Source organism: Lentzea sp. HUAS TT2, assembly GCF_051853195.1.
GTDB lineage: Bacteria > Actinomycetota > Actinomycetes > Mycobacteriales > Pseudonocardiaceae > Lentzea.
Window position 1 is genome coordinate 371,887 of sequence record NZ_CP196667.1, and the last position, 21,921, is coordinate 393,807.

Below are 21,921 nucleotides of genomic sequence, written 5' to 3' on the forward strand. Positions count from 1 at the left end.
TCAGTACGAGCGGGGCAACTTCAGCGAGTTCTGCGCGACGAAGTTGAGGACCATCTCCCGCGAGACCGGCGCGATCCGCGACAGGCGGGACATGCCCAGCATCGACGCCAGCCCGTACTCGGAGCTCAGCCCGTTGCCGCCGTGGGTCTGGATGGCCTGGTCGACGGCGGCCGCGATGGCCTCGCCCGCCGCGTACTTGGCCATGTTCGCGGCCTCGCCTGACTCCTTGTCGCGGCCGGAGTCGTAGAGCGCGGCCGCCTTCTGCGTCATCAGCCGGGCCAGTTCGATCTCGACGTGGATCTTCGCCAGCGGGTGCGAGAGGCCCTGGTGCGCGCCGATCGGGCGGTCCCAGACCTGACGTTGCTGGGCGTACGCGACGGCCTTGCTGATCGCGAGACGGGCAGAGCCCGTCGCCATGCTCGCGCCCATGATCCGTTCGGGGTTGAGGCCGGCGAAGACCTGCAGCAGGCCCTGGTCCGGCGAACCCACCACGGCGTCGGACGGCAGCCTGACGTCGTCGAAGAACAGCGTGAACTGCTTCTCCGGCGCCACCAGGTCCATCTCGATCTGGTGGTGGGTGAAGCCCTCGGAGTTCGTCGGCACGACCACGAGCACCGGCCCGGTCGCCTGGATCGCGACCACGAGCACGGCATCGACCTCGTCGATGCCGGAGATGTAGGTCTTGGTGCCCTTGAGGATCCAGTCGTCCCCGTCGCGGCGGACGTTCGTCTTGAGCTGGTGCGAGTTCGAACCCGCGTCCGGCTCGGTGATCGCGAACGCCATCTTCAGCGTGCCGTCCGCGAAACCGGGCAGCCACTTGGACTTCTGCTCGTCCGTGCCGAACCGGGCGATCACCGTGGCGCAGATCGCCGGTGAGACGACCATGAGCAGCAACGGGCATCCCGCCGCCGCCAGCTCCTCGCAGACCGCCGCGAGGTCGCCGATGCCGCCGCCACCGCCGCCGTACTCCTCGGGCACGGCCACCCCGAGGTAGCCGAGCTTGCCGGCCTCCTCCCACAGCTCGGTGGTCTTCTCCCCCGCCCTGGCCTTGGCGATGAAGTAGTCGTGCCCGTACTTGGCACCGAACTCGGAGACGGCCTTGCGCAGTGCGATCCGCTCTTCGGACTCGACGAAGCTCACGATTCCTCCACTACGGCCAGGACATCTCCGGCGTTGACCTGCTGTGCTTGCTCGACAAGGAGTTCGGTGACGGTGCCCGCGTTGTTCGCGAGCACGCGGTGTTCCATCTTCATGGCCTCCAGCACCAGGAGTTCGGCACCGGCTTCGACGTGATCGCCCTGCTTCACCGAGACCCGCACGACCGTGCCGGGCATCGGGGCGATGGTGGCGCCCGGCGCGAGCTTGGTCTCCGGTTCCGGGAAGCGCGGCACGACCTTCAGCGACACCGACCCGCGCGGCGAGTCGACCTCGACCAGATCGCCGTACCTGGCCACGTGGAACGGAACGCGCACGCCGTCCAGGTCCAGCGCGACCACGCCGGGAGTGGCCTGCACGGGGTCGTACTCGACCTCCACGAGCTCCTCGCCGAACAGGAACTTCGCCTTCGGCTGCTGCGAACGCACGTTGCGCCAGCCGAGCGGCAGGTGCGGAATCTTGCGCGAGGCGGCGGAAGCGAGAGCCGCAGCGAGCGCAAACGGTTGCGGGTCAACGGTCCGGGTGAGGTCGTGCTCGCTCAGGAACCCGGTGTGCGTGTCGCCGCTGAGGAAAGCGTCGTGTCCGAGGATGTCCACGAGCAGCGCGCGGTTCGTGACGAGACCGTGGATCTGGGCGCTCTCCAACGCCGTCGCGAGCTTGCGAGCGGCGGCACGGCGTGTGGGCGCGTACGCGATCACCTTGGCCAGCATGGGGTCGTAGTGCACCGAGACCACGGACCCGTCCTCGACACCGCTGTCGAGCCGGACGTCACCGGGCACGTGGAACCGGTGCAGCGTGCCGCTCGCCGGGCGCCAGTCGTTCGCCGGGTCCTCGGCGTAGAGCCGGACCTCGATGGCGTGCCCGCGCGGTTGCGGCACCTCCACCGGAAGCCGAGCGCCCTCGGCGATCCGCAGCTGCCACTCGACCAGGTCCACGCCGTGGACCAGCTCGGTGACCGGGTGCTCGACCTGCAGGCGCGTGTTGACCTCCAGGAAGTGGAAGTCCTCGCCCTTCAGCATGAACTCGACGGTGCCCGCGCCGACGTACCCGATCGACTCGGCCGCCGCCGTGGCCGCCGCGAACAAGCGCTTGCGGACGTCGTCGGTCACCGCCGGGCTGGGCGACTCCTCGACGATCTTCTGGTGCCGGCGCTGGATCGAGCACTCGCGTTCGCCGAGCGCCCAGACCGTGCCGTGCGTGTCGGCGAGGATCTGCACCTCGACGTGCCGCGCGTGCTCCAGCAACGGCTCGCAGAACACCGTGGGGTCGCCGAACGCCGACTCGGCCTCGCGCCGTGCGCTCGCCAAGGCGTCCACGAACTCGGCCTTCTCGCGCACGATCCGCATGCCGCGGCCACCACCGCCGGCGGACGCCTTGATGAGCACCGGAAATTCGGTGACGGTCTCCGGATCCAGTTCCGGCAACGTCGGCACACCCGCGGCGGTCATCCGCTTCTTCGCGGCGACCTTGGAGCCCATCGACTCGATGGAGTCCGGTTCCGGGCCGACCCAGGTCAGTCCCGCCGCCTGGACCTTGCGCGCGAAGTCGGCGTTCTCACTGAGGAACCCGTAACCGGGGTGGACGGCGTCCGCACCCGCCTTGACCGCAGCCTCGACGAGGAGATCGGCACGCAGGTAGGTCTCGGTCGGCGATGCACCGGGCAACCGCACCGCGAAGTCGGCCTCGCGGACGTGTGGCGCGCCGGCATCCGGGTCGGAGAAGACCGCGACCGTGCGGATCCCGTTGTCCTGACAGGTGCGGATGATCCGGCGGGCGATCTCGCCGCGGTTGGCGATCAGCAGAGTTTTGATCACGGGGTCACATCCGGAAGACGCCGAAGCCGTCGGCGCCCTTGATCGGTCCGCTGTGGACAGCGGAGAGGCAGAGGGCGAGCACGGTCCTGGTGTCGCGCGGGTCGATCACGCCGTCGTCGTAGAGCTTCCCGGACAGGAACGGCGCGAGCGACTGCTCCTCGATCTGCGCCTCCACCATCTTGCGCATGGCGGCGTCGTGCTCCTCGTTGTACTCCTGCCCCTTCGCCATGGCCGCCTGCCGTCCGACGATCGACAGCACACCCGCGAGCTGCGCGGGACCCATCACGGCCGACTTGGCGTTGGGCCAGGTGAACAGGAAGCGGGGGTCGTACGCCCTGCCGCACATGCCGTAGTTGCCGGCGCCGTACGAGGCACCCATCGTGATCGTCAGGTGCGGGACCCGGCTGTTGGAGACGGCGTTGATCATCATCGAGCCGTGCTTGACGATGCCGCCCTGTTCGTACTGGGCTCCGACCATGTAGCCGGTGGTGTTCTGCAGGAAGACCAGGGGCGTGTCGCTCTGGTTGGCGAGCTGGATGAACTGCGTCGCCTTCTGCGACTCCTCGCTGAACAGCACGCCGCGCGCGTTGGCGAGGATGCCGACCGGGTAGCCGTGGATGCGGGCCCAGCCGGTGACGAGGCTGTTGCCGTACAACGGTTTGAACTCGTCGAAGTGCGACCCGTCGACGAGCCGCGCGATGACGTCCCGCGGGTCGAACGGCACGCGCTGGTCCTCGGAGACGACGTCCAGGATGCTCTCGGCGTCGAACACCGGCTCCTCGACAGCGGCCGGCGCCGGTCCGAGCTTGCGCCAGTTCAGCCGCGCGACGACCCGGCGGGCGAGCCTGATCGCGTCGGTCTCGTCCTCTGCCACGAAGTCCGCGAGCCCGGACGTGGCGCCGTGCATGGTCGCGCCGCCCAGTGACTCGTCGTCGGAGTCCTCGCCGGTCGCCATCTTGACCAGTGGTGGGCCGCCCAGGAACACCTTGGAGCGGTCCTTGATCATGATCACGTAGTCGGACATGCCCGGCACGTACGCGCCGCCGGCCGTCGCGTTGCCGAACACGGCCGTGATCGTCGGGATGCCCGCTGCCGACAACCGCGTGAGGTCGCGGAACGCCCGGCCGCCGGGGATGAAGATCTCGCTCTGCGTCGGCAGATCAGCGCCACCCGACTCGACCAGGCTGACCAGCGGAAGCCGGTTCTGCAGCGCGATGTCGTTGGCCCGCAACGACTTGCGCAGCGTGTACGGGTTCGACGAACCACCGCGCACGGTCGGGTCGTTCGCGACGATCACGCACTCGACGCCTTCGATGCGGCCGATGCCGGTGACCACGCTGGCCCCGACCGGGAAGTCGGTGCCCCACGCGGCGAGCGGGGACAGCTCCAGGAACGGGCTGTCCTCGTCGATGAGCAGCTCGACCCGTTCGCGGGCGAGGAGCTTGCCGCGCTTGTGGTGCCGTTCGACGTACTTCGGCCCACCTCCCGCGAGCGCTTTCGCGTGTTCGGCGTCCAGTCCCGCGATCTTCGCGAGCAGCGCCTCCCTGTTGCCCATCAGGCGAACCCCAATCGTCGTGCCGCGAGCTCGGTCATCACTTCACTCGCCCCGCCCCCGATGCCGAGGATGCGGGCGTCCCGGTAATGACGCTCCACTTCGGACTCCCGCATGTAGCCCATGCCGCCGTGCAGCTGCACCGCCTCGTCGACCACCTCGGAGCAGGCGTCCACGGCGGCGTTCTTCGCGAAGCAGACCTCCGTGACGCAGTCGTCGCCGCGGTCGATCCGTGCCGCGACCTCGCGCGTGTACGTCCGGGCCAGGTCGATCTTCTGCGCCATGTGCGCGAGCTTGTGCCGCACCACCTGGTTCTTGATCAGCGGCTTGCCGAACGTCTCGCGGTTGCGCACCCACTCGACGGTCAGGTCCAAAGCCCGTTGTGCCGTCGCATAAGCCTCGACCGCCATCGTCACGCGCTCGACCTGGAACTGCCGCATGATCTGCGCGAAGCCCTGGTTCTCCTCGCCCACCAGGTTCTTCACCGGCACGCGCACGCCGTCGAAGTGCAGTTCGGCGGTGTCGCTGCAGTGCCAGCCCATCTTGTCGAGCTTGCGCCGCGTGAACCCGTCCTCGATGACGAGCAGCGAGATGCCCTGGTAACCCTCGCCACCGGTGCGCACCGCGGTCGTGACGAAGTCGGCCCGGCAGCCCGAGGTGATGAAGGTCTTCTCGCCGGTGACGACGTAGTGGTCGCCGTCCCTGACCGCCTTGGTCCTGATGGCGGCGACGTCGGAGCCTGCGCCGGGCTCGGTGACGGCCAGGCTGCCGATCTTCTCGCCGCGGATCGCGGGCTTCGCGAACCTCTCGATCAGGTCGTCGTTCCCGCTCTGCCAGATGTGCGGGATCGCGATGCCGAGCGTGAACAGCGCCGCCATCACGCCGGACGACCCGCCGTTCTGGATGATCTCCTCGGTCAGCGCGACCGAGTCGAGCAGGTCGCCGTGCTCGAACCCGATGCCGAGCAGGTCCAGTTCCGCCGCCTTCTTGTGCAGCTCACGCGGAACCTCGCCGTCGCGTTCCCACTGACCGAGGTGCGGCGCGATCTCCTTGCGGGTGAAGTCGCGGACGAGCTGCCTGAGCTCCTTGCGCTCGTACAGATCCTTCGTGATCACAGGAGCTCCTCGGGGATCTCGACAACCCTGCCGCGCAGCCACTCGCCCAGTGCCTTGGCCTGCGGGTCGAACCGGGTGCTGCTCGCCACACCGTCGCCGAGCAGGCCGTGCAGCACGAAGTTGAGCGCCTTGAGGTTCGGCAGCTCGTACCTGCTGACGTTCTGGGCTTCCGGCAGCAGCTCCTTGAGCTTCTCGGTGGTGAGGAACCCGTTGAGCCATTCGAAGGCCTCGTCGGTGCGGACCCACACGCCGAGGTTCGCGTCCCCGCCCTTGTCGCCGCTGCGCGCGCCGACGATCGTTCCCAACGGCCTCTTCACAGCAGCACCGCCTTGGCACTGACCTCGTCGCGGGCCACGTACGCCGCCCGGTAGACCCCGAACGGCGTCCCGTCACCGGGCGGTGCCGTCACGTGGAACCCGGGATAACTCGCGAGCGCCAGCTCGATCGCCGCCCTGCTGAACCCCTTGGCCCGCTTGGGATCCGCCGTCTTGATCGTGACGTGCAGCAACGCGCTCGCCTGCTCCTCGGTCGCCGCGTCCGCCCGGTCGGTCCTGGCCAGCGTCCACGTCAGGTCGTCGTCGCCGATGGCGGCGTGCAGCTGCCGCCGTACGAGGTCGGCCTTGGCGTCGACGTCGAGTCCGGTGAGGACGAACGTCGTGGAGTTCCTGAACCCGCCCAACGTGTTCAGGCAGACCTTCAGCGTGTCCGGCGGCGGAGAGCCCTTGACACCGCTGATCCTGACCCCGCGCTCGTGCGCGGCGAGCTCGATCGTGTCGAAGTGCGTGGTGACGTCCGGCCCCAGGTACTGCGGCGCCCCGATCTCGTAGAGCAGTTGCGCCGTAACGGTGTCCGTGGTGACCGCGCCGCCCGTGCCGTCGTGCTTGGTGATCAGGCACGACCCGTCCTCGTCGATCTCCGCGATCGGGAACCCCGGCCGGGTCACGTCGATCTCGGTGAAGAACGAGTAGTTCCCGCCCGTGGCCTGCGTGCCGCACTCCAGCACGTGCCCGGCGACCGTGGCCCCCGCGAGCCGGTCCCAGTCGTCGCGCGCCCATCCGAAGTGCGCCGCGGCGGGCCCGACCACGAGACTCGCGTCCGTGACCCGCCCGGTGACGACGACCTGCGCGCCCTGGTCGAGGCACTCCGCGATCTCCCACGCGCCCAGGTAGGCGTTGGCGGTCAACGCTTCGGGGAACCGGCCCTGGAGGTCGTCGCCGGTGACACACCCGACCTTGACGCCGAGCCTGGCCCCCAGCTCCTCGGGAACGAGGTCGCTGAGTCTGCGCGCGAGCCCCTCGGGGTTCAACCCGCCGGCGTTCACCACGATCTTGACGCCCTGGTCGAGCGCCAGCGCCAGACAGTCCTCCATCTGCCGCAGGAACGTCTTGGCGTAGCCCAGCGACGAGTCCTTCATGCGGTCGCGGCCGAGGATGAGCATGGTCAGCTCGGCGAGGTAGTCGCCGGTCAGGACGTCGAGGTGACCACCTTCCAGCTGCTCGCGCATGGCGGACAGGCGATCGCCGTAGAAGCCGGACGCGTTGCCGATCCTGATCACCGGCCACCCCCGGGCGGTCCCGCGAAGGCCTGCGCGATCGGCACCCACTCCTCCGCCACCGGACCGGAGGCCTCGATCGCGAGCTCCTTGCGGTTGCGCCGCTGCGTCACCAGCCACGCGAAGTCCAGCGCCGGCCCGGAAACCCGGTTCTCCGCGTCCTCGGGCCCCCAGGTCCACGACTCCCCGCCCGGCCCGGTCAGCTCGACCCGCACCTCGGCCTCCGGCGGCGCCAGCCCGTTGAGCAGGAACGCGAACCCCATGGTCCGCACGCCGATGTGGCACACGTGCCTGATCCGCGCGGTGGGTTCCCGCACGACGCCGAGCGCGTCCGCGACGTCCTGCCCGTGCGCCCAGGTCTCCATGATCCGCGCGGTGGCCATCGACGCCGGGCTCATCGGCGGCCCGAACCAGAGGATCTTCCCGGAGGCCTGCGCGAGGTGCTCCAGCAACGCCTTCCTGCTGTCCCGCCACAGTTCCAGCAGGTCCGGCAGCACCGCGCCCTCCGCGGCCGTCCGGTCCACGATGTCGGCGGTCAGCGGCTGCGCCTGGAACGCCTCGGGATCGGCGATGGCGAGGATCGACGCCTTGTCCGTCCACATGAGATGGGCGATCTGGTGTGCGACCGTCCAGCCTTCCGCGGGTGTGGGCACCGACCAGTCGTCCGCCCCCGAGACGATCTCGTCCAGCGAGCGCGACTCGGCGTCGAGATCGGCCAGCAGTTCGGTGATCACAGCTGTTCCTCCAGCATCCGCGCCCAGTAGCGCACCACGTGCGCCCGGCGCTTGGCGTCATCGGCGAGCTGGTTGGCGAGCGCCAGCCCGCGCACGAGATCCAGGGTTGCCTGCACCGCGTCCTTCACACCCGGCTTGGTGTCGTCCACCTCGAGCAGCTCCAGCGCCAGCCCGTACACCTCGCGCCCCAGGCGTGCCTGCAGTTCGAGCACCTGCTCGCGCAGCTCCGGGTCGGTGCGCGCGGCCACCCACAGCTCCAGGGCGGCGGTGAACAGGTCGCTGGCGTGGAAGTCCGCGATCAGCTCCACGACGGCGTGCGTGCTCTTCTCGGCGATCTCCGCGCGCTGCTTGAGCACCTCGACGCTCTCCGCGCCCACGTGCTCCACCGCCGCCGCGACCAGCTCACCGCGCGTGCGGAAGTGGTGCAGCTGCGCGCCGCGCGACACCCCGGCACGTTCGGCCACCTCGGTCGTCGTAGTGCCTGACCAGCCGCGTTCCACCAGACACTCGACGGTCGCCTCCATCAGCTTCCGCTTGGTCTCGCGACTGCGGTCGGCCTGGCGCTGCCTCGTCTCCACGCCCCGAGTGTTCCGCCGAACAAACAAACAGTCAAGCCTGCTTGTAAATACCGCTGCTAGCGTCCGGCAGCGATGAGCATCGTGGAACGACTGCGGGCCGCCGGCTGTGTCTTCGCCGAGGAAGAGGCCGCACTGCTGCGGGAAGCCGCCAGGGACGACCGGCACCTCGAAGAACTGGTCAGGCAACGGGTCGACGGACTACCGCTGGAGCACGCGGTCGGCTGGGCGATGTTCTGCGGGCAACGGATCGTGGTCACCAGGGGCGTGTTCGTCCCGCGCCACCGCACCGAACTCCTGGTCGACCTCGCCACCGAACTGAAGCCCGCCCTGGCCGTCGACCTGTGCTGCGGATCCGGCGCGGTGGGCGCGGTCCTGCACCACAGGCTGCCCAACGCCACGATCTACGCCGCCGACATCGACCCCGCGGCAGTGGCGTGCGCACGCCAGAACCTCGCGAACGTCTTCGAGGGCGACCTGTTCGACGCCCTCCCCGCACACCTCAAGGGCCACATCGACGTGGTGGTCGCCAACGTCCCGTACGTGCCGACCGACGACATCGAGTTCATGCCCGTCGAAGCCCGCGACCACGAGGCACGGGTGGCGCTCGACGGCGGCAGCGACGGCCTCGAGGTGATGCGCCGCGTGGCGGCCCAGGCGGCGACCTGGCTCCGCCCCGGTGGCCACCTGATGAGCGAGACCAGCGCACGCCAGGCACCGGCCGCGCTGCAGGCCTTCACCGCCGCAGGACTCGACGCCAAGCTCGTGACCAGCGAGGACACCACGGCAGTGGTCGGATCCGCCTAGGTTCCGTACAATGTACGGTATGGCGTACGACGAGGTCATGCAGTGGTTTGCGAAGTGGGACGAGCTCGCGGTCGAGGGCGACGTCGAGGCGATGGCCGACATGGCCCTGTTCCCGGTCAACACGGTCACCGACGGTGCGGCCACGTCCTGGGACCGCGAGACGTTCCTGAAGGAGATGGGGGCCCAGCTCGGCGGCGAGGTGCAGATGGAGTCCACCAGGACACCGCACTTCATCAACGACAACCTGGTCTTCGTGATCACGGACGGCACGATCAACGGGATCACGGTGCGCTACGGCGACCTGCTCACGAAGGTCGGCGGCGAGTGGAAGTTCCAGACGATGGCCCAGGGCGGCTGGGCCGAGTAGCCGCGAAGGACACCCTGGGGAAGAGGGTGCTCCGCACTCTGAAGATCACAGCAGGGTGAGCTGTTCCTGGTCCACGCGCGGTGCCGGCACACCCACCGGCAGGCTGCCGTCGGGCCACACGCCGTCGTCGTCACCGGGCACACCGGTGACGGCCTCGGTGGGACGCCCGCGCGGTGTCAGTCCGTGCTTCTCGATCAACGGCACCAGCCGCGCTGCCAGCCGGGCGCGGTACCGCTTGTCCACATAGGACCCACGCCCGTAGAGGTACCGGTACGTCTCGACCAGGTCCGGGTGCTCGCGCCGGAGCCAGGCGGCGAACCACTCCTTGGCACCAGGACGCAGGTGCAGCGGCAGCACGGTGACACCGGTGGCACCGGCGGCCGCGATCTGCTCCAGCAGGAAGTCCAGCTGCTCAACGGAATCCGTCAGCTCGGGCAGCACCGGGGCCACGAACACCCCGCACGGCAGACCGGCCTCGCGCACCTTCCGCACCAGCTCCAGCCGGGCAGCGGGCGTCGGCGTGCCGGGTTCCAGCGACTTGTGCAGGTCCCGGTCCATCAACGCGAGCGACACCGCGATCCCGACCGGCACGACCTGCGCGGCCGCGGTCAGCAGCGGCAGGTCACGTGCCAGCAGCGTGCCCTTCGTCAGGATCGAGAAGGGCGTGCGGGAGGCGGTCAGCGCCTCGATGATCCCTGGCATCAAGGCGTACCGCCCCTCCGCCCGCTGGTACGGATCGGTGTTGGTGCCCAGCGCCACGTGCTCCTGCCTCCACTTCGAGGAACGCAGCTGACGCGACAGCACCTCCCCCGCGTTGACCTTGACGATCAGCTGGTTGTCGAAGTCCTTTCCGGTGTCGAGGTCCAGATAGGAGTGCGTCTTGCGGGCGAAGCAGTTGTGGGACACCACTCCGTTCGCGATGAAGTCCGCGGTGCCGGTCGAGATGTCGTAGAGCGTCATCTCCCCCAGCGGTTCCACGGACACGACACCCAGCGGCTGCTGCGACTTGATCGCCACGCCGTCGATGTCGCGTTTGCGCGTGATCGCCGGGTCGACGGTGTGGAAGAACCGCAGGTTCTCCCGCAGCCCGCCGCGCAGCCGCACGACCCGCACGCCACGACGGCGGCGCAGTTCCTCGATCGCGAAGTCGAAGTCGAAGTGCTTGAGCGCCAAGCAGATCGCTTCCAGCACGGTGGCGTTGCGCGTCGAGAGCCGCAGGATGCTGCGCGAGCAGGTCCCGAGGTAGTCGAACGCGCCGGCCAGGAATCCCTTGAGCCAGTCGGGGTTCGGGGCTATCTGCCAGTGCGCGAGCTCGCGCACCTGGGGCAGAAATCCCCTCCCTTCTCGCACACCGAAGTAGTCGAGATACTCCTGGGTGCGGTCCATGGCCTCGATGTCGGCCAGGGGGATGTGGAACTCGGTCTCGTCGTCGACCATGCCGCGCAGGTAGCCGCGGCGGTAGTCGTCGGTCACGGCGGGTTGCTCGACGAACGCCCCCGTGCCCATCAGCTTGTTGCCGGTCGTGAGGTGCGGGCGGCGGCCCATGCCCGCCGTCTCGCCCGTCACGTGCTTCCAGCCGCGGTCGGTCAGGAACCGGTGGTCACCGGACGCGACCACGGACGTGCCGTCCTCCAGCGTCAGCCGGTACGCGGTCTTGCGCGTCTCCCAGTGCGCGAGAACGGTCGTGAGCTTGTAGCGCCGGTAGTTGCCGACCAGTTCGGTGCCGTAGATCTCATCGCCCTCCCTGAGCTCGGACAACGGCTTGGTGCGGCCGTTGCCCATGAGGATCGGCGTGTCGCCCGCCATGCAGTAGGTGCAGGCGTGTGAGCAGCCGCGATACGGGTTGACCGTCCACGAGAAGGGCAGCGACGAACCCGGCACTCCGTTGAGCACGGATTTGGCGCGGACCTCGTGGAACACCACGTCCGCGAACTCAGGAGTTCGTACGCTGCGCACCAGTCCCGGTAGCCCCGGTAGCGCCTGCTGCGGCTCTGCCTCGAGTTTCTGTCCGTCCCATCGCACAACCCCGATTCGAACACATGTTCGAACAGCGGTCAAGGAGCGCTCGTGTCACTCATTGAGGTTGCAGGCTTCATCACGGGCGCACTGTGCGTGTGGCTCGTCGCCGTGCAGAACCCCTGGAACTGGCCCATCGGGATCGCGAACAACATCGCGTTCCTCGTGCTGTTCTGGACCAGCGGCCTGTTCGCGGACTCCGGCCTGCAGGTCGTCTACATGGCACTCGCGCTCTACGGCTGGTGGGCGTGGGTGCGCGGCGGCGAACAGCACTCGACGCTGCACGTCAGCCGCACGACGACGCCGCAGTGGGTCTGGCTCGCGGTCGCCGGCGTGCTCGGGACCGGCCTGCTGCACTGGGTCCTGACGACCTTCACCGAGTCGACCGTGCCGTTCTGGGACGCCGTCACGACGGTGTTGTCGCTGCTCGCGACCTGGGGACAGGCGCGCAAGAAGATCGAGTGCTGGTGGCTGTGGATCGCCGCGGACGTGATCTACGTGCCGCTGTACGCGTACAAGGAGCTGTACTTGACGGCAGTGTTGTACGTGGGGTTCATGGTGCTGTGCGTGATCGGGTTGCGGAACTGGATGAAGGACGAGGTGCGCGTGTGAAGGAGTTCGACCACGCCCTGGTGCTCGGCAAGTTCTACCCGCCGCACAACGGGCACCACCACCTCATCGAGACGGCGGCCTCCCGCAGCGTGCGCACGACCGTCACGGTGCTCGCGGCCTCGGACGAGACCATCCCGCTCGACCGCCGCGTGCGCTGGCTCACCGAGACCCACCGCCACACGCCGGGTGTGCGCGTCATCGGCGACCTCGACGACCACCCGATGGACTTCGACTCCGACGAGATCTGGAACCTGCACGTCGAACTGACCCGCGCGGTGCTGGCCAGGCGGGCGATCGCGGACGGCGAACCGGACAAGGCACGCGTGGACGTCGTGTTCTCCAGCGAGAAGTACGGCGACGAACTGGCCGAACGGCTCGGCGCGCGGCACGTGCTCGTCGACATCGACCGCCTGACGCACCCCGTCTCCGGCACGGCGATGCGCACCGATCCCCTCGCGAACTGGCACCACCTGGCGCCCGCGACCCAGCGCGGCCTGGGCTGGAAGGTCGTGGTCGTCGGCGCGGAGAGCACCGGCACGACGACGCTGTCGCGGCAGCTCGCGGACCACTTCGGAGCGCCGTGGATCCCCGAGTACGGCCGCGAGCACACCGAGCACAAGCTCACGGCAGCGCGCGCGTTCGACCCGTCGGCCACCGTGGACGGTCTCGTGTGGACCCTGGGCGACTTCGAAGACGTTGCCCGCGAACAGGAACGCCGCATCCAGGCCGAGACCGCGCCGCTCGTCGTCGCGGACAACGACGCGTTCGCCGCGACCGTCTGGGGCGAGCGCTACCTCGGGTTCCGGCCGGACCTCTTCCCCGGCACCGAACCGGACCTCTACCTGCTGACCGACCACGTCGGCGTTCCGTTCGAACAGGACGGCTGGCGCGACGGCGAACACCTCCGCGAGTGGATGACGGGCCTGTTCGAACGCGAGCTGTACCGGCGCGGCGTGCCGTGGCTGAAGCTCACCGAGGACAGGTTCACGACGGCCATAACCGCCGTCGAACATCTCATGCGGCAGGATGTCGCGCGTGGGTCACGGTCACGGGCATAACCATGCGCTGAACGAGGAACCGGCGTCACAGCGCGTGCGCACGTTGCTGATGTGGCTGCTGGTGCCCTTGGCGCTGGCCACGATCGTCGGCGCGGCGCTGCTGTACCCGTTCGGGCACGAGCAGAAGACGGGCGCGGCGATCGGCCTGCACCAGACGCCGGTCGCGGCCGTCGTCACCGGCGTGGCCGAGAACTGCGGCGAGAGATGCGTCGCGGTGACCGTGCGGATGACCGACGGCGCCGCGAGCGGGCAGAGCGTCACGATCCCGAACGTGAAGGGCCCCGGCGCGCCGAGTTTCCAGCTCGGTGACGAGGTGGTGCTGTCCTACGCGGGCAGTCAGCCGCAGGCCGCCGAGTCGTACCAGATCGTCGACTTCCAGCGCGGGTGGTCGCTCGCCGTGCTGGCCCTGCTGTTCGCGGCCGCCGTGCTGCTGCTCGGGCGCTGGCAGGGGCTCGCTGCCCTGGGTGCGTTGCTGCTGAGCTTCGTGGTGCTGGTGCTGTTCGTGATGCCGTCGATCCTGGCGGGACAGAACCCGTTGATGGTCGCGGTGGTCGGCGCCGGACTGATCATGTTCGTGGTGCTCTACCTGACACACGGCATATCGGCGCGCACGTCGACGGCGGTGCTGGGAACGCTGGTCAGCCTCGCGTTGATCGGCGTGCTGGGCGCGTTGTTCTCGGCGCTGTCGAAGCTCACCGGCCTGGACGAGGACACCACGAACCTCGTCACGCTGCTCGGCACCAACATCGACACGCGCGGGCTGCTGCTCGCCGGCACGCTGATCGGCGCGCTGGGCGTGCTGGACGACGTGACGGTCACGCAGACCAGCGCGGTGTGGGAGCTCCGGCGGGCCAACGACAAGCTGACGTGGCGCGAGCTGTTCGCCGCGGGCTCGCGGATCGGCCGCGACCACATGTCGTCCGTCGTGAACACGCTCGTGATGGCCTACGCGGGCGCCGCGCTGCCGTTGCTGCTGGCGATCTCGCTGGCCGGGCGGTCGATGGGCGAGATCCTGACGTCGCAGCAGATCGCGCAGGAGATCGTGCGGACCCTGGTCGGCAGCATCGGCCTGGTGGCGGCGATCCCGGTGACCACGGCGCTGGCCGCCCTGGTCGCGGTGCGCCAGGAGGTCGCCCCGATCGCGGTCTCCGAGCCCGAACCCGAGCCGGAACCCGAGCCGAAGACCGTGAAACGCGCGGCGAAGGCCGTGAAGCCCGAGAAGCCACGGCCCGCGCGCATCGAGGGCGACCTCTTCACCGGCTACGACCCCGACAAGGGGCCGTGGGAACGTCCTAGTGAGCCAAGAGCACGAAGAGCAGCGTCAGCACGCCCGGCACCACCTGCACGAAGAAGATCTTCCGGCTCGCCGTGAACGTGCCGTAGATGCCCGCGACGATCACGAACACCGTGAACAGCACGGACGCACCGAAGTCCTGGCGGATCAGCGCGTAGATGAGACCGGCCGCGAGGAAGCCGTTGTAGAGGCCCTGGTTCGCCGCGAGGGCCTTGGACTCCTGCGCGAACTCGGGAGTGAGGCCGAACGCCTTCTGTCCGCGCGGGGTCGTCCAGAGGAACATCTCCAGCACCACGATGTAGAGATGGATCACCGCCACGAGGGCGATCAGAACGTTCGCGACAACCTGCACTTGGGTCCTCCTCTGGACTGACACACCCGGTGAGACAATAGAGCAGTGGGAAGACAGCGGCCCGACACCGAGGCGATCACCGAGTCGATCGACTCCGGTGTCGCCGAACTGGTCCCCGATCTCGGTGGACGGAACTCATGGACGTTGCGGGTCAACGGAACCCCACAGTCGCATGTGGACCTCGACGACCCGACCTATCTGGAGTTCGAGTACGTCCGCCGGCTGGGTCACATCGTCGATCTCACCGCGCCCTCGCGTGTGCTCCACCTCGGTGGTGGCGCTCTCACGCTAGCGCGGTACGTGGCCGATCTACTTCCTCGGGCGTCTCAGCAGGTGGCCGAGATCGACGCGGGCCTGATCGCGTTCATCCGCCGCGAGCTACCGCCACCCCCGCGGGTGAAGATCACCACGGGTGACGCCCGCGCCGTGCTCGTCAAGGCGCGCCCCGGCTCGTTCGACCTGATCGTGAGCGACTGCTTCGCCGGCGCCCGCACGCCAGCGCACCTGACGTCGGTCGAGTTCGTGCAGCAGGCCGCGGCCGCGCTGGCGAGCGACGGCATCTACGCGGCGAACATCGGCGACGGCAACGGCCTGCAGTTCGCCCGCGCCCAGTGCGCGACCGTGCGCGCGGTGTTCGAACACGTCTGCGTGATGGCCGAACCGGGCGTGTTCCGCGGGCGCCGCTTCGGCAACTTCGTGATCATGGCGTCGAACAACGGCCTGCCGATGCAGCAGCTGACCCGCGCGACGGCCGGTGACCCGTTCCAGGGGCGGGTCGAGCACGGCACGGGGCTGACGAAGTTCATCGGTGGCGCGCCTGTCACCACCGATGCGACCGCGACCCTGTCCCCCGCGCCGCCCTCAGGCTTGTGGGGTACCTGACCCTCAGTCCAGCGAGGTCACGAACTTCGAGACGGCGTCAGGATGGAGCTTCTGCGCCATCCGCCCGGCCGGAGCCAGCGACCCGAGCCGGTACAGCGGCCGTTCCGGCGCCGCCACTCCGCGCGCCTCGGCGCGCAGCTGAGCGACGAGCAGCTCGGAGAACACCAGGCCAGGCGTGTCGCCGCGTGCGGCCAGCGCGTCAGCGAGCCGGCGGAGCTGGTAGACACCCAGCTCGCGGCCGCCCATTCCCGAGTACATCGACAGGGCGATGTTGATCGCCTTCTTGCCGCCGCGCACGAACAGGCCGACCGTCCGCGCGCCACGCAGGTCGGTGACCAGCAGGTCGAGGCCGTCGGCCACCGCCAGGTCGACCTTGCGCGTGCCGAACGCCCGCACGTACACGGTGGTGCCCTCCAGCCACACCGTGCGGCGGGCCTCGGACATCGCCAGCAGGATCACCGGCACCGACACGATCAGCCCGGCGATGACGCCGGACCAGCGGCCACCGATGAACCCCACGATCGCGCCGAAGGCGAGGGCGACCATGAGGCCGCCGATCGCCACCATGCGCGCACGCTTGCGGACCGTCGCCTTGTCCAGCAGGTCGAGAACGAGCTTGTCGTCGCTCACAGCGCCTTCCGCACCTCTTCGACCACGTCGGCCAGCGGCACCGTGACCTGCTCGCCGGTCGCGAGGGTCTTCACGCCGATGTTGCCGGCCTCCAGGTCGCGCTCGCCCAGCACGAGCGCCAGCTTCGCGCCCGACTTGTCCGCGGCCTTGAAGCCCGCCTTCATCGACCGGCCGCCGTAGACCAGGTCGGTCCGGACGCCCGCGGCCCTCAGCTCGCCGGCGATCGCGACCAGACGGGCCCGCGCGGCCTCGCCCAGCGGCACGCCGATCACGTCGACCCGGCTGAACTCCGGCAGCACGCCCTCGGCCTGCGCCGCGAGCAACGCGCGGTCGACACCGAGACCGAAGCCGACACCGGAGAGCTCCTGGCCGCCGAGCTGCGCCATCAGGCCGTCATAACGACCGCCGCCGCCGATGCCCGACTGGGCGCCGAGACCGTCGTGGACGAACTCGAACGTCGTCTTCGTGTAGTAGTCGAGACCGCGGACCATGCGCGGATTCTCGACGAACTTCACGCCCAGCTCGGTCAAGTACCCCTTGACGAGCTCGTAGTGCTCACGGCACGCGTCGCACAGGTGGTCCACCATCAGCGGCGCCTCGGCGACCAGCGCGCGCACCTCGGGGCGCTTGTCGTCCAGCACGCGCAACGGGTTCAGCTCGGCGCGCTGCTTGGTCGCCTCGTCCAGCGGCAGCTTCGCGAGGAACGCCTGCAGCAGCTCGCGGTACGCCGGGCGGCAGTTAGCGTCACCCAGCGACGTGAGCTCCAGGCGGTACCCGGTCAGGCCGATCGCGCGGAACCCGGCGTCACCGACGGCGATGACCTCGGCGTCCAGCGCCGGGTCGTCGATGCCGATCGCCTCGATGCCGACCTGGTGGAACTGCCGGTACCGGCCGGCCTGCGGCGCCTCCGCGCGGAAGAACTGGCCCGCGTAGTAGAGCTTCGCCGGCAACGAGCCGCGGTCGAGGCTGTGCTCGATCACGGCCCGCATCACGCCCGCGGTGCCCTCGGGGCGCAGCGTGATGGAGCGGTCACCCCGGTCGAGGAAGGTGTACATCTCCTTCGTCACGACGTCGGTCGACTCGCCGACACCGCGCGAGAACAACGCCGTGTCCTCGAAGACCGGCAGCTCGATGTAGCCGTAGCCCGCGAGCTCGGCGGCACGGGTCAGCGTCGACCGGACGTGCGCGAACGCGGCGGACGTCGGCGGGATGTAGTCGGGAACGCCTTTGGGTGCGGAAAACACGTTTCTCAGAGTCCTCGGTGCGGGGCGGCCGGAGCGTCGTCCTGCAGCTGGAGCAGGTAGGGGTTCGTCGCACGCTCGCGGCCTATGGTCGTCGTCGGGCCGTGGCCGGGCAGCACCACTGTGTCATCGGGCAAGGTCATGACCTTGTTCTGCAGAGACGACAGCATTCGAGAGTGGTCACCGCCTGGCAGGTCGGTGCGTCCGATGGAACCGGCGAAGAGCGTGTCACCCGAGATCACCAGGCGACCGCCTTCCTGCACACCGGATCGGAACATCACCGACCCGCCGGTATGGCCCGGCGTGTGGTCGACGGTGATCTTCAGACCGGCGAGGTCCAGGTCGGTGCCGTCGGTCAGCTCGCGGACCTCGGACGGCTCCCGCATCTCCAGGTTGCCGCCGAAGAACGCGGCCGACTCACGGCTGATGCCCTTGAGCGGGTCCGACAGCATCGCTACGTCATCCGGGTGGATGTACGCGGGGATGTCGTTGCCGTCGCAGACGGGGGTGACGGAGAAGGTGTGGTCGAAGTGCCCGTGCGTGAGCAGCACGGCGACAGGCGCGAGACGGTGCTCGCGCAGGGCCTGTTCGATCGGCTCGACCGCGTCCTGACCGGGGTCGATGATCACGCAGGGCTCGCCCGCGCCGGCCGCCAGGACGAAGCAGTTCGCCTGGAGCGCACCAGTGGGGAACCCGATCACGAGCACGAAAATGACCTCCCTGTTCAACGACAGCCTAACCACCACACAAAGCTCATATGCCCAGGCCCTAGACTGCCGAGCCGACCGCCCTATTCGCATGAGTCCCTGGGGAGGGAGCACGTGCCCACCAACGAGCAGCGACGCGCGGCAGCCAAGCGCAAGCTTGAGCGTCAGATGGTCTACCGCCAGGAGCGGGCCAAGAAGCGTCGTATCATCGCCGTCGTCTCGACGGTCGTCGTTGTTGCGCTCGTCGGAGGTGGCGTGTGGTTCCTCGCGACTAACGACGTCTTCGGCAATGGTGACGCCGCCGCGTCGGAGACTCCTACCCAGGAGTCGGTGGACAAGGCGGAGAACATTCCCACCGCGCTGCACCAGATCCCGAAGCGCCCTGCCGCGCTTCCGGAAAAGGTGAACTGTGAATACACGAAGGGCCAGGAGCCGGCGGCCAAGGAGAACACGCCGCCCGCGAACGGCGAGCAGCCCGCCACCGGCACGGTCGGCGTCACGCTCGGCACCTCGATCGGCGACCTGAAGTTCAACCTGGACCGCTCGCTCGCGCCGTGCACGGTGAACAACTTCGTGAACCTCGCCAAGCAGAAGTACTTCGACAACACGACGTGCCACCGCCTCGTGGTGACCGGCATCCAGGTCCTGCAGTGCGGCGACCCCGGCGGCAACGGCATGGGCGGCCCCGGCTACTCGTTCAAGGACGAGGTCTACCCGGAGCTCACCTACGGCCGCGGCGTGCTCGCCATGGCGAACTCGGGCCCGGACACGAACGGTTCGCAGTTCTTCATCGTCTACGGCGACGGCGCGAACCTGCAGCCGAAGTACTCGATCTTCGGCACGGTCGACGAGGAGTCGCTGAAGAAGATCGACGAGGTCGCGAAGACCGGCACGATCTCCCAGCAGCCCGGCCAGGGCGACGGCAAGCCGAAGACCCCGGTCGACATCAAGTCGGCGCTGGTCGCGAACTAACCCTCACCGCTCATAGGAAACAGCCCCCGGGACACCTGCCCTGGGGGCTGTTGACGTCTGCAAGTACTACCAACTGCGAGTTGGTAGTACTTGCAGACGTCAAGAATTACGAGGCTGACGTCACGCGGTACACGTCGTAGACGCCCTCAACGCTGCGCACGGCCTTCAGCACGTGACCCAGGTGCTTCGGATCGCCCATCTCGAACGAGAACCGGCTGACGGCCACCCTGTCGCGTGACGTCGTCACCGACGCCGACAGGATGTTCACGCGCTCGTCGGCCAGCACCTTCGTGACGTCCGAGAGCAGCCGGTGCCGGTCGAGCGCCTCCACCTGGATGGCGACCAGGAAGACGCTGGAGGCCGACGGCGCCCATTCGACGTCGAGCAGGCGTTCCGGCGACTTCAGCAGTTCGTCCGCGTTCGTGCAGTCGGTGCGGTGCACCGACACGCCGCCGCCGCGCGTCACGAACCCGAGGATGTCGTCGCCCGGCACCGGGGTGCAGCAGCGGGCGAGCTTCACCCACACGTCCCCCGCGTCCTTGACGATCACGCCCGCGTCGCCGGTGGGGCGGCGCCGGGTGACCGTGGACGGGGTGGCGCGGTCGGCCAGCTCCTCCTCGGCGTGGTCGACACCGCCGAGCTGCGCGACGAGCCGTTGCACGACGTGCCGGGCCGAGGTGTGACCCTCGCCGACCGCCGCGTACAGCGCGCTCATGTCCGAGTGGTGCAGTTCCTTGGCGAGGGCCTGCATCGAGTCGACGCTGACCAGCCGCTGGATGGGAAGCCCGACGCGCCGGACCTCCTTGGTGATCGCGTCCTTGCCCTGCTCGATCGCCTCTTCCTTGCGCTCCTTGGCGAACCACTGCTTGATCTTCGCCTTGGCGCGCGGTGACGCCACGAAGCTCAGCCAGTCGCGGGACGGCCCCGCGCCCTCCGCCTTGGAGGTGAAGATCTCGACGACCTCACCGTTCTCGAGCTTGCGCTCCAGAGCGACGAGACGACCGTTCACGCGGGCGCCGATGCAGCGGTGACCCACCTCGGTGTGCACGGAGTAGGCGAAGTCGACGGGCGTGGACCCCGTCGGCAGCGTCTCCACGTCGCCCTTGGGCGTGAACACGAAGATCTCGCGCGCGGCGAGGTCCCAGCGCAGGCCCTCCAGGAACTCACCGGGGTCCGCGGCCTCCCGCTGCCAGTCGAGGAGCTGACGCATCCACGCCATCTCGTCGATCTCGACGGACTTGCCGTTGTGCGTGCCCTTGGTCTCCTTGTAGCGCCAGTGCGCCGCGATGCCGTACTCGGCCCGCTGGTGCATCTCCGAGGTGCGGATCTGCACCTCCAGCGGCTTGCCGTCGGGACCGATCACGGTCGTGTGCAGCGACTGGTATACGCCGAACCGAGGCTGCGCGATGTAGTCCTTGAACCGGCCTGGCATCGGCTGCCAGGCGGCGTGCACGACACCCATGGCGGCGTAGCAGTCGCGCACCTCGTCCACGAGGATCCGGACGCCCACGAGGTCGTGGATGTCGTCGAAGTCCCGGCCGCGAACGATCATCTTCTGGTTGATCGAGTAGTAGTGCTTCGGCCTGCCCTCGACCTTCGCGACGATCCGCGCGCTCTCCAGCTGCGTGTTCAGCTCGGAGACGACGGACCTCAGGTACGTGTCGCGACTGGGCGCGCGCTTCGCGACCAGGCGGACGATCTCGTCGTACTTCTTGGGCTGCAGGATCGCGAACGCGAGGTCCTCCAGCTCCCACTTGACCGTCGCCATGCCCAGCCGGTGAGCGAGCGGCGCGAGCACTTCGAGGGTTTCCCTGGCCTTGCGGGCCTGCTTCTCCGGCGGCAGGAACCGCATGGTGCGCATGTTGTGCAGCCGGTCGGCGAGCTTGATGACCAGGACCCGCGGGTCCTTCGCCATCGCGATGACCATCTTGCGGATGGTCTCTGCCTCGGCCGCTGCCCCCAGCTTGACCTTGTCGAGCTTCGTGACGCCGTCGACCAGCCGGGCGACTTCCTCGCCGAAGTCCTCCTTGAGCTGGTTGAGCGAGTAGTCGGTGTCTTCCACGGTGTCGTGCAGCAGCGCGGCCACCAGCGTCGTGGTGTCCATGCCCAACTCGGCGAGGATCGTCGCCACGGCGAGCGGGTGGGTGATGTACGGGTCGCCGGACTTGCGGCGCTGCGGGCGGTGCTTCTCCTCGGCAACGTCGTACGCGTGCTGCAGAAGCGCCAGATCGGCCTTGGGATGGAGGTCACGGTGCACGGCGGCGAGAGGTTCGAGGACCTGCTTCACCGGGGCCGCACGTTGGGCGGTGATGCGCCGCGCAAGGCGGGCGCGCACACGCCGGGTCGCCGACGGTTGAACAACCGTCGCAGCGGGTTCGGTGTCTTGACTCAACCCCACGCTCCTCGGGTCTCGCGAGTACCGAGGATAACGCGTTTACGATGCGGAAACTTCCGATGGCGCGCTGAGCGGCACAGCTCACACGGTG

The 21,921-nt window shown here is 68.9% G+C and carries 19 protein-coding genes and 1 pseudogene; 7 read left to right on the top strand and 13 right to left on the bottom strand.

Annotation, left to right across the window (positions count from 1 at the left end; all coding sequences use genetic code 11):
* The 7 genes and pseudogenes from ACSHWB_RS01875 to ACSHWB_RS01905 form a co-directional block, all read right to left on the bottom strand.
* The gene (locus tag ACSHWB_RS01875; RefSeq protein ID WP_439660352.1) at positions 1 to 1,140 is read right to left on the bottom strand and encodes an acyl-CoA dehydrogenase family protein; all 1,140 of its coding nucleotides are present in this window, start codon (positions 1,138 to 1,140) and stop codon (positions 1 to 3) included.
* A complete protein-coding gene (locus ACSHWB_RS01880; protein WP_439660353.1) occupies positions 1,137 to 2,969 on the bottom strand; it encodes a biotin carboxylase N-terminal domain-containing protein in 1,833 nt (610 codons plus the stop codon). The genes ACSHWB_RS01875 and ACSHWB_RS01880 overlap by 4 nt, the downstream gene beginning before the upstream one ends.
* A 4-nt stretch (positions 2,970 to 2,973) precedes the next feature.
* Positions 2,974 to 4,524 (bottom strand): acyl-CoA carboxylase subunit beta, encoded by a 1,551-nt coding sequence (locus ACSHWB_RS01885; RefSeq protein ID WP_439660354.1) that lies wholly within the window; start codon positions 4,522 to 4,524, stop codon positions 2,974 to 2,976.
* A complete protein-coding gene (locus ACSHWB_RS01890) occupies positions 4,524 to 5,636 on the bottom strand; it encodes an acyl-CoA dehydrogenase family protein (RefSeq protein ID WP_439660355.1) in 1,113 nt (370 codons plus the stop codon). The genes ACSHWB_RS01885 and ACSHWB_RS01890 overlap by 1 nt, the downstream gene beginning before the upstream one ends.
* Positions 5,633 to 7,140, bottom strand: a pseudogene (locus ACSHWB_RS01895) (acyclic terpene utilization AtuA family protein). Before ACSHWB_RS01895 ends, ACSHWB_RS01890 begins: the two are co-directional and overlap by 4 nt.
* Positions 7,141 to 7,187: 47 nt before the next feature.
* Positions 7,188 to 7,922: a TIGR03084 family metal-binding protein gene (locus ACSHWB_RS01900; protein WP_439660356.1), complete on the bottom strand. Its 735-nt coding sequence runs from the start codon at positions 7,920 to 7,922 to the stop codon at positions 7,188 to 7,190.
* Positions 7,919 to 8,446 carry a TetR/AcrR family transcriptional regulator gene (locus ACSHWB_RS01905; protein ID WP_439664497.1) on the bottom strand — a complete coding sequence of 176 codons (528 nt, stop codon included), beginning with the start codon at positions 8,444 to 8,446 and terminating at the stop codon, positions 7,919 to 7,921. Before ACSHWB_RS01905 ends, ACSHWB_RS01900 begins: the two co-directional genes overlap by 4 nt.
* Before the next feature lie 126 nt (positions 8,447 to 8,572).
* Here ACSHWB_RS01905 and ACSHWB_RS01910 point away from each other — a divergent pair, with 126 nt between their 5' ends.
* Complete coding sequence (locus tag ACSHWB_RS01910) at positions 8,573 to 9,304, top strand: putative protein N(5)-glutamine methyltransferase (protein WP_439660357.1); 732 nt, start codon at positions 8,573 to 8,575, stop codon at positions 9,302 to 9,304.
* A gap of 19 nt (positions 9,305 to 9,323) precedes the next feature.
* Positions 9,324 to 9,671: a nuclear transport factor 2 family protein gene (locus ACSHWB_RS01915; RefSeq protein WP_439660358.1), complete on the top strand. Its 348-nt coding sequence runs from the start codon at positions 9,324 to 9,326 to the stop codon at positions 9,669 to 9,671.
* Positions 9,672 to 9,716: 45 nt separating this feature from the next.
* Here the strand turns inward: ACSHWB_RS01915 and ACSHWB_RS01920 are convergent, their stop codons facing one another.
* Positions 9,717 to 11,693 (bottom strand): intein-containing Rv2578c family radical SAM protein, encoded by a 1,977-nt coding sequence (locus ACSHWB_RS01920; protein WP_439660359.1) that lies wholly within the window; start codon positions 11,691 to 11,693, stop codon positions 9,717 to 9,719.
* Positions 11,694 to 11,738: 45 nt separating this feature from the next.
* Between ACSHWB_RS01920 and pnuC the strand changes: the two genes are divergently transcribed.
* Genes pnuC through ACSHWB_RS01935 form a run of 3 tightly spaced genes read left to right on the top strand, consistent with a single transcriptional unit; the run spans position 11,739 to position 14,729 of the window.
* Positions 11,739 to 12,299 carry a nicotinamide riboside transporter PnuC gene (gene pnuC / locus ACSHWB_RS01925; protein ID WP_439660360.1) on the top strand — a complete coding sequence of 187 codons (561 nt, stop codon included), beginning with the start codon at positions 11,739 to 11,741 and terminating at the stop codon, positions 12,297 to 12,299.
* A complete protein-coding gene (locus ACSHWB_RS01930; protein WP_439660361.1) occupies positions 12,296 to 13,357 on the top strand; it encodes an AAA family ATPase in 1,062 nt (353 codons plus the stop codon). The genes pnuC and ACSHWB_RS01930 overlap by 4 nt, the downstream gene beginning before the upstream one ends.
* Positions 13,358 to 13,391: 34 nt before the next feature.
* A complete protein-coding gene (locus ACSHWB_RS01935; protein ID WP_439660362.1) occupies positions 13,392 to 14,729 on the top strand; it encodes a YibE/F family protein in 1,338 nt (445 codons plus the stop codon).
* On the opposite strand, the gene ACSHWB_RS01940 is transcribed toward ACSHWB_RS01935, so the two are convergent.
* Complete coding sequence (locus tag ACSHWB_RS01940) at positions 14,650 to 15,003, bottom strand: DUF1304 domain-containing protein (RefSeq protein WP_319978865.1); 354 nt, start codon at positions 15,001 to 15,003, stop codon at positions 14,650 to 14,652. The genes ACSHWB_RS01935 and ACSHWB_RS01940 overlap by 80 nt on opposite strands.
* 45 nt (positions 15,004 to 15,048) lie before the next feature.
* On the opposite strand from ACSHWB_RS01940, the gene ACSHWB_RS01945 reads away from it, so the two are divergent.
* The gene (locus ACSHWB_RS01945; protein WP_439660363.1) at positions 15,049 to 15,885 is read left to right on the top strand and encodes a spermidine synthase; all 837 of its coding nucleotides are present in this window, start codon (positions 15,049 to 15,051) and stop codon (positions 15,883 to 15,885) included.
* Between the two features lie 3 nt (positions 15,886 to 15,888).
* On the opposite strand, the gene ACSHWB_RS01950 is transcribed toward ACSHWB_RS01945, so the two are convergent.
* From ACSHWB_RS01950 to ACSHWB_RS01960, 3 genes are read right to left on the bottom strand one after another with little or no spacing between them, the layout of a single operon-like run.
* Entirely contained in the window at positions 15,889 to 16,515 is a 627-nt protein-coding gene (locus ACSHWB_RS01950) for a hypothetical protein (protein WP_439660364.1), read from the bottom strand.
* Positions 16,512 to 17,768 (bottom strand): histidine--tRNA ligase, encoded by a 1,257-nt coding sequence (hisS, locus tag ACSHWB_RS01955; RefSeq protein ID WP_439664498.1) that lies wholly within the window; start codon positions 17,766 to 17,768, stop codon positions 16,512 to 16,514. The genes ACSHWB_RS01950 and hisS overlap by 4 nt, the downstream gene beginning before the upstream one ends.
* Entirely contained in the window at positions 17,765 to 18,463 is a 699-nt protein-coding gene (locus tag ACSHWB_RS01960) for an MBL fold metallo-hydrolase (RefSeq protein WP_439660365.1), read from the bottom strand. The genes hisS and ACSHWB_RS01960 overlap by 4 nt, the downstream gene beginning before the upstream one ends.
* 114 nt (positions 18,464 to 18,577) lie before the next feature.
* Here ACSHWB_RS01960 and ACSHWB_RS01965 point away from each other — a divergent pair, with 114 nt between their 5' ends.
* Positions 18,578 to 19,435 carry a peptidylprolyl isomerase gene (locus tag ACSHWB_RS01965; RefSeq protein WP_439660366.1) on the top strand — a complete coding sequence of 286 codons (858 nt, stop codon included), beginning with the start codon at positions 18,578 to 18,580 and terminating at the stop codon, positions 19,433 to 19,435.
* Positions 19,436 to 19,541: 106 nt separating this feature from the next.
* On the opposite strand, the gene ACSHWB_RS01970 is transcribed toward ACSHWB_RS01965, so the two are convergent.
* Positions 19,542 to 21,827, bottom strand: a complete 2,286-nt coding sequence (locus ACSHWB_RS01970) for a RelA/SpoT family protein (RefSeq protein ID WP_439660367.1) — start codon at positions 21,825 to 21,827, stop codon at positions 19,542 to 19,544.
* Positions 21,828 to 21,921 lie beyond the last annotated feature (94 nt).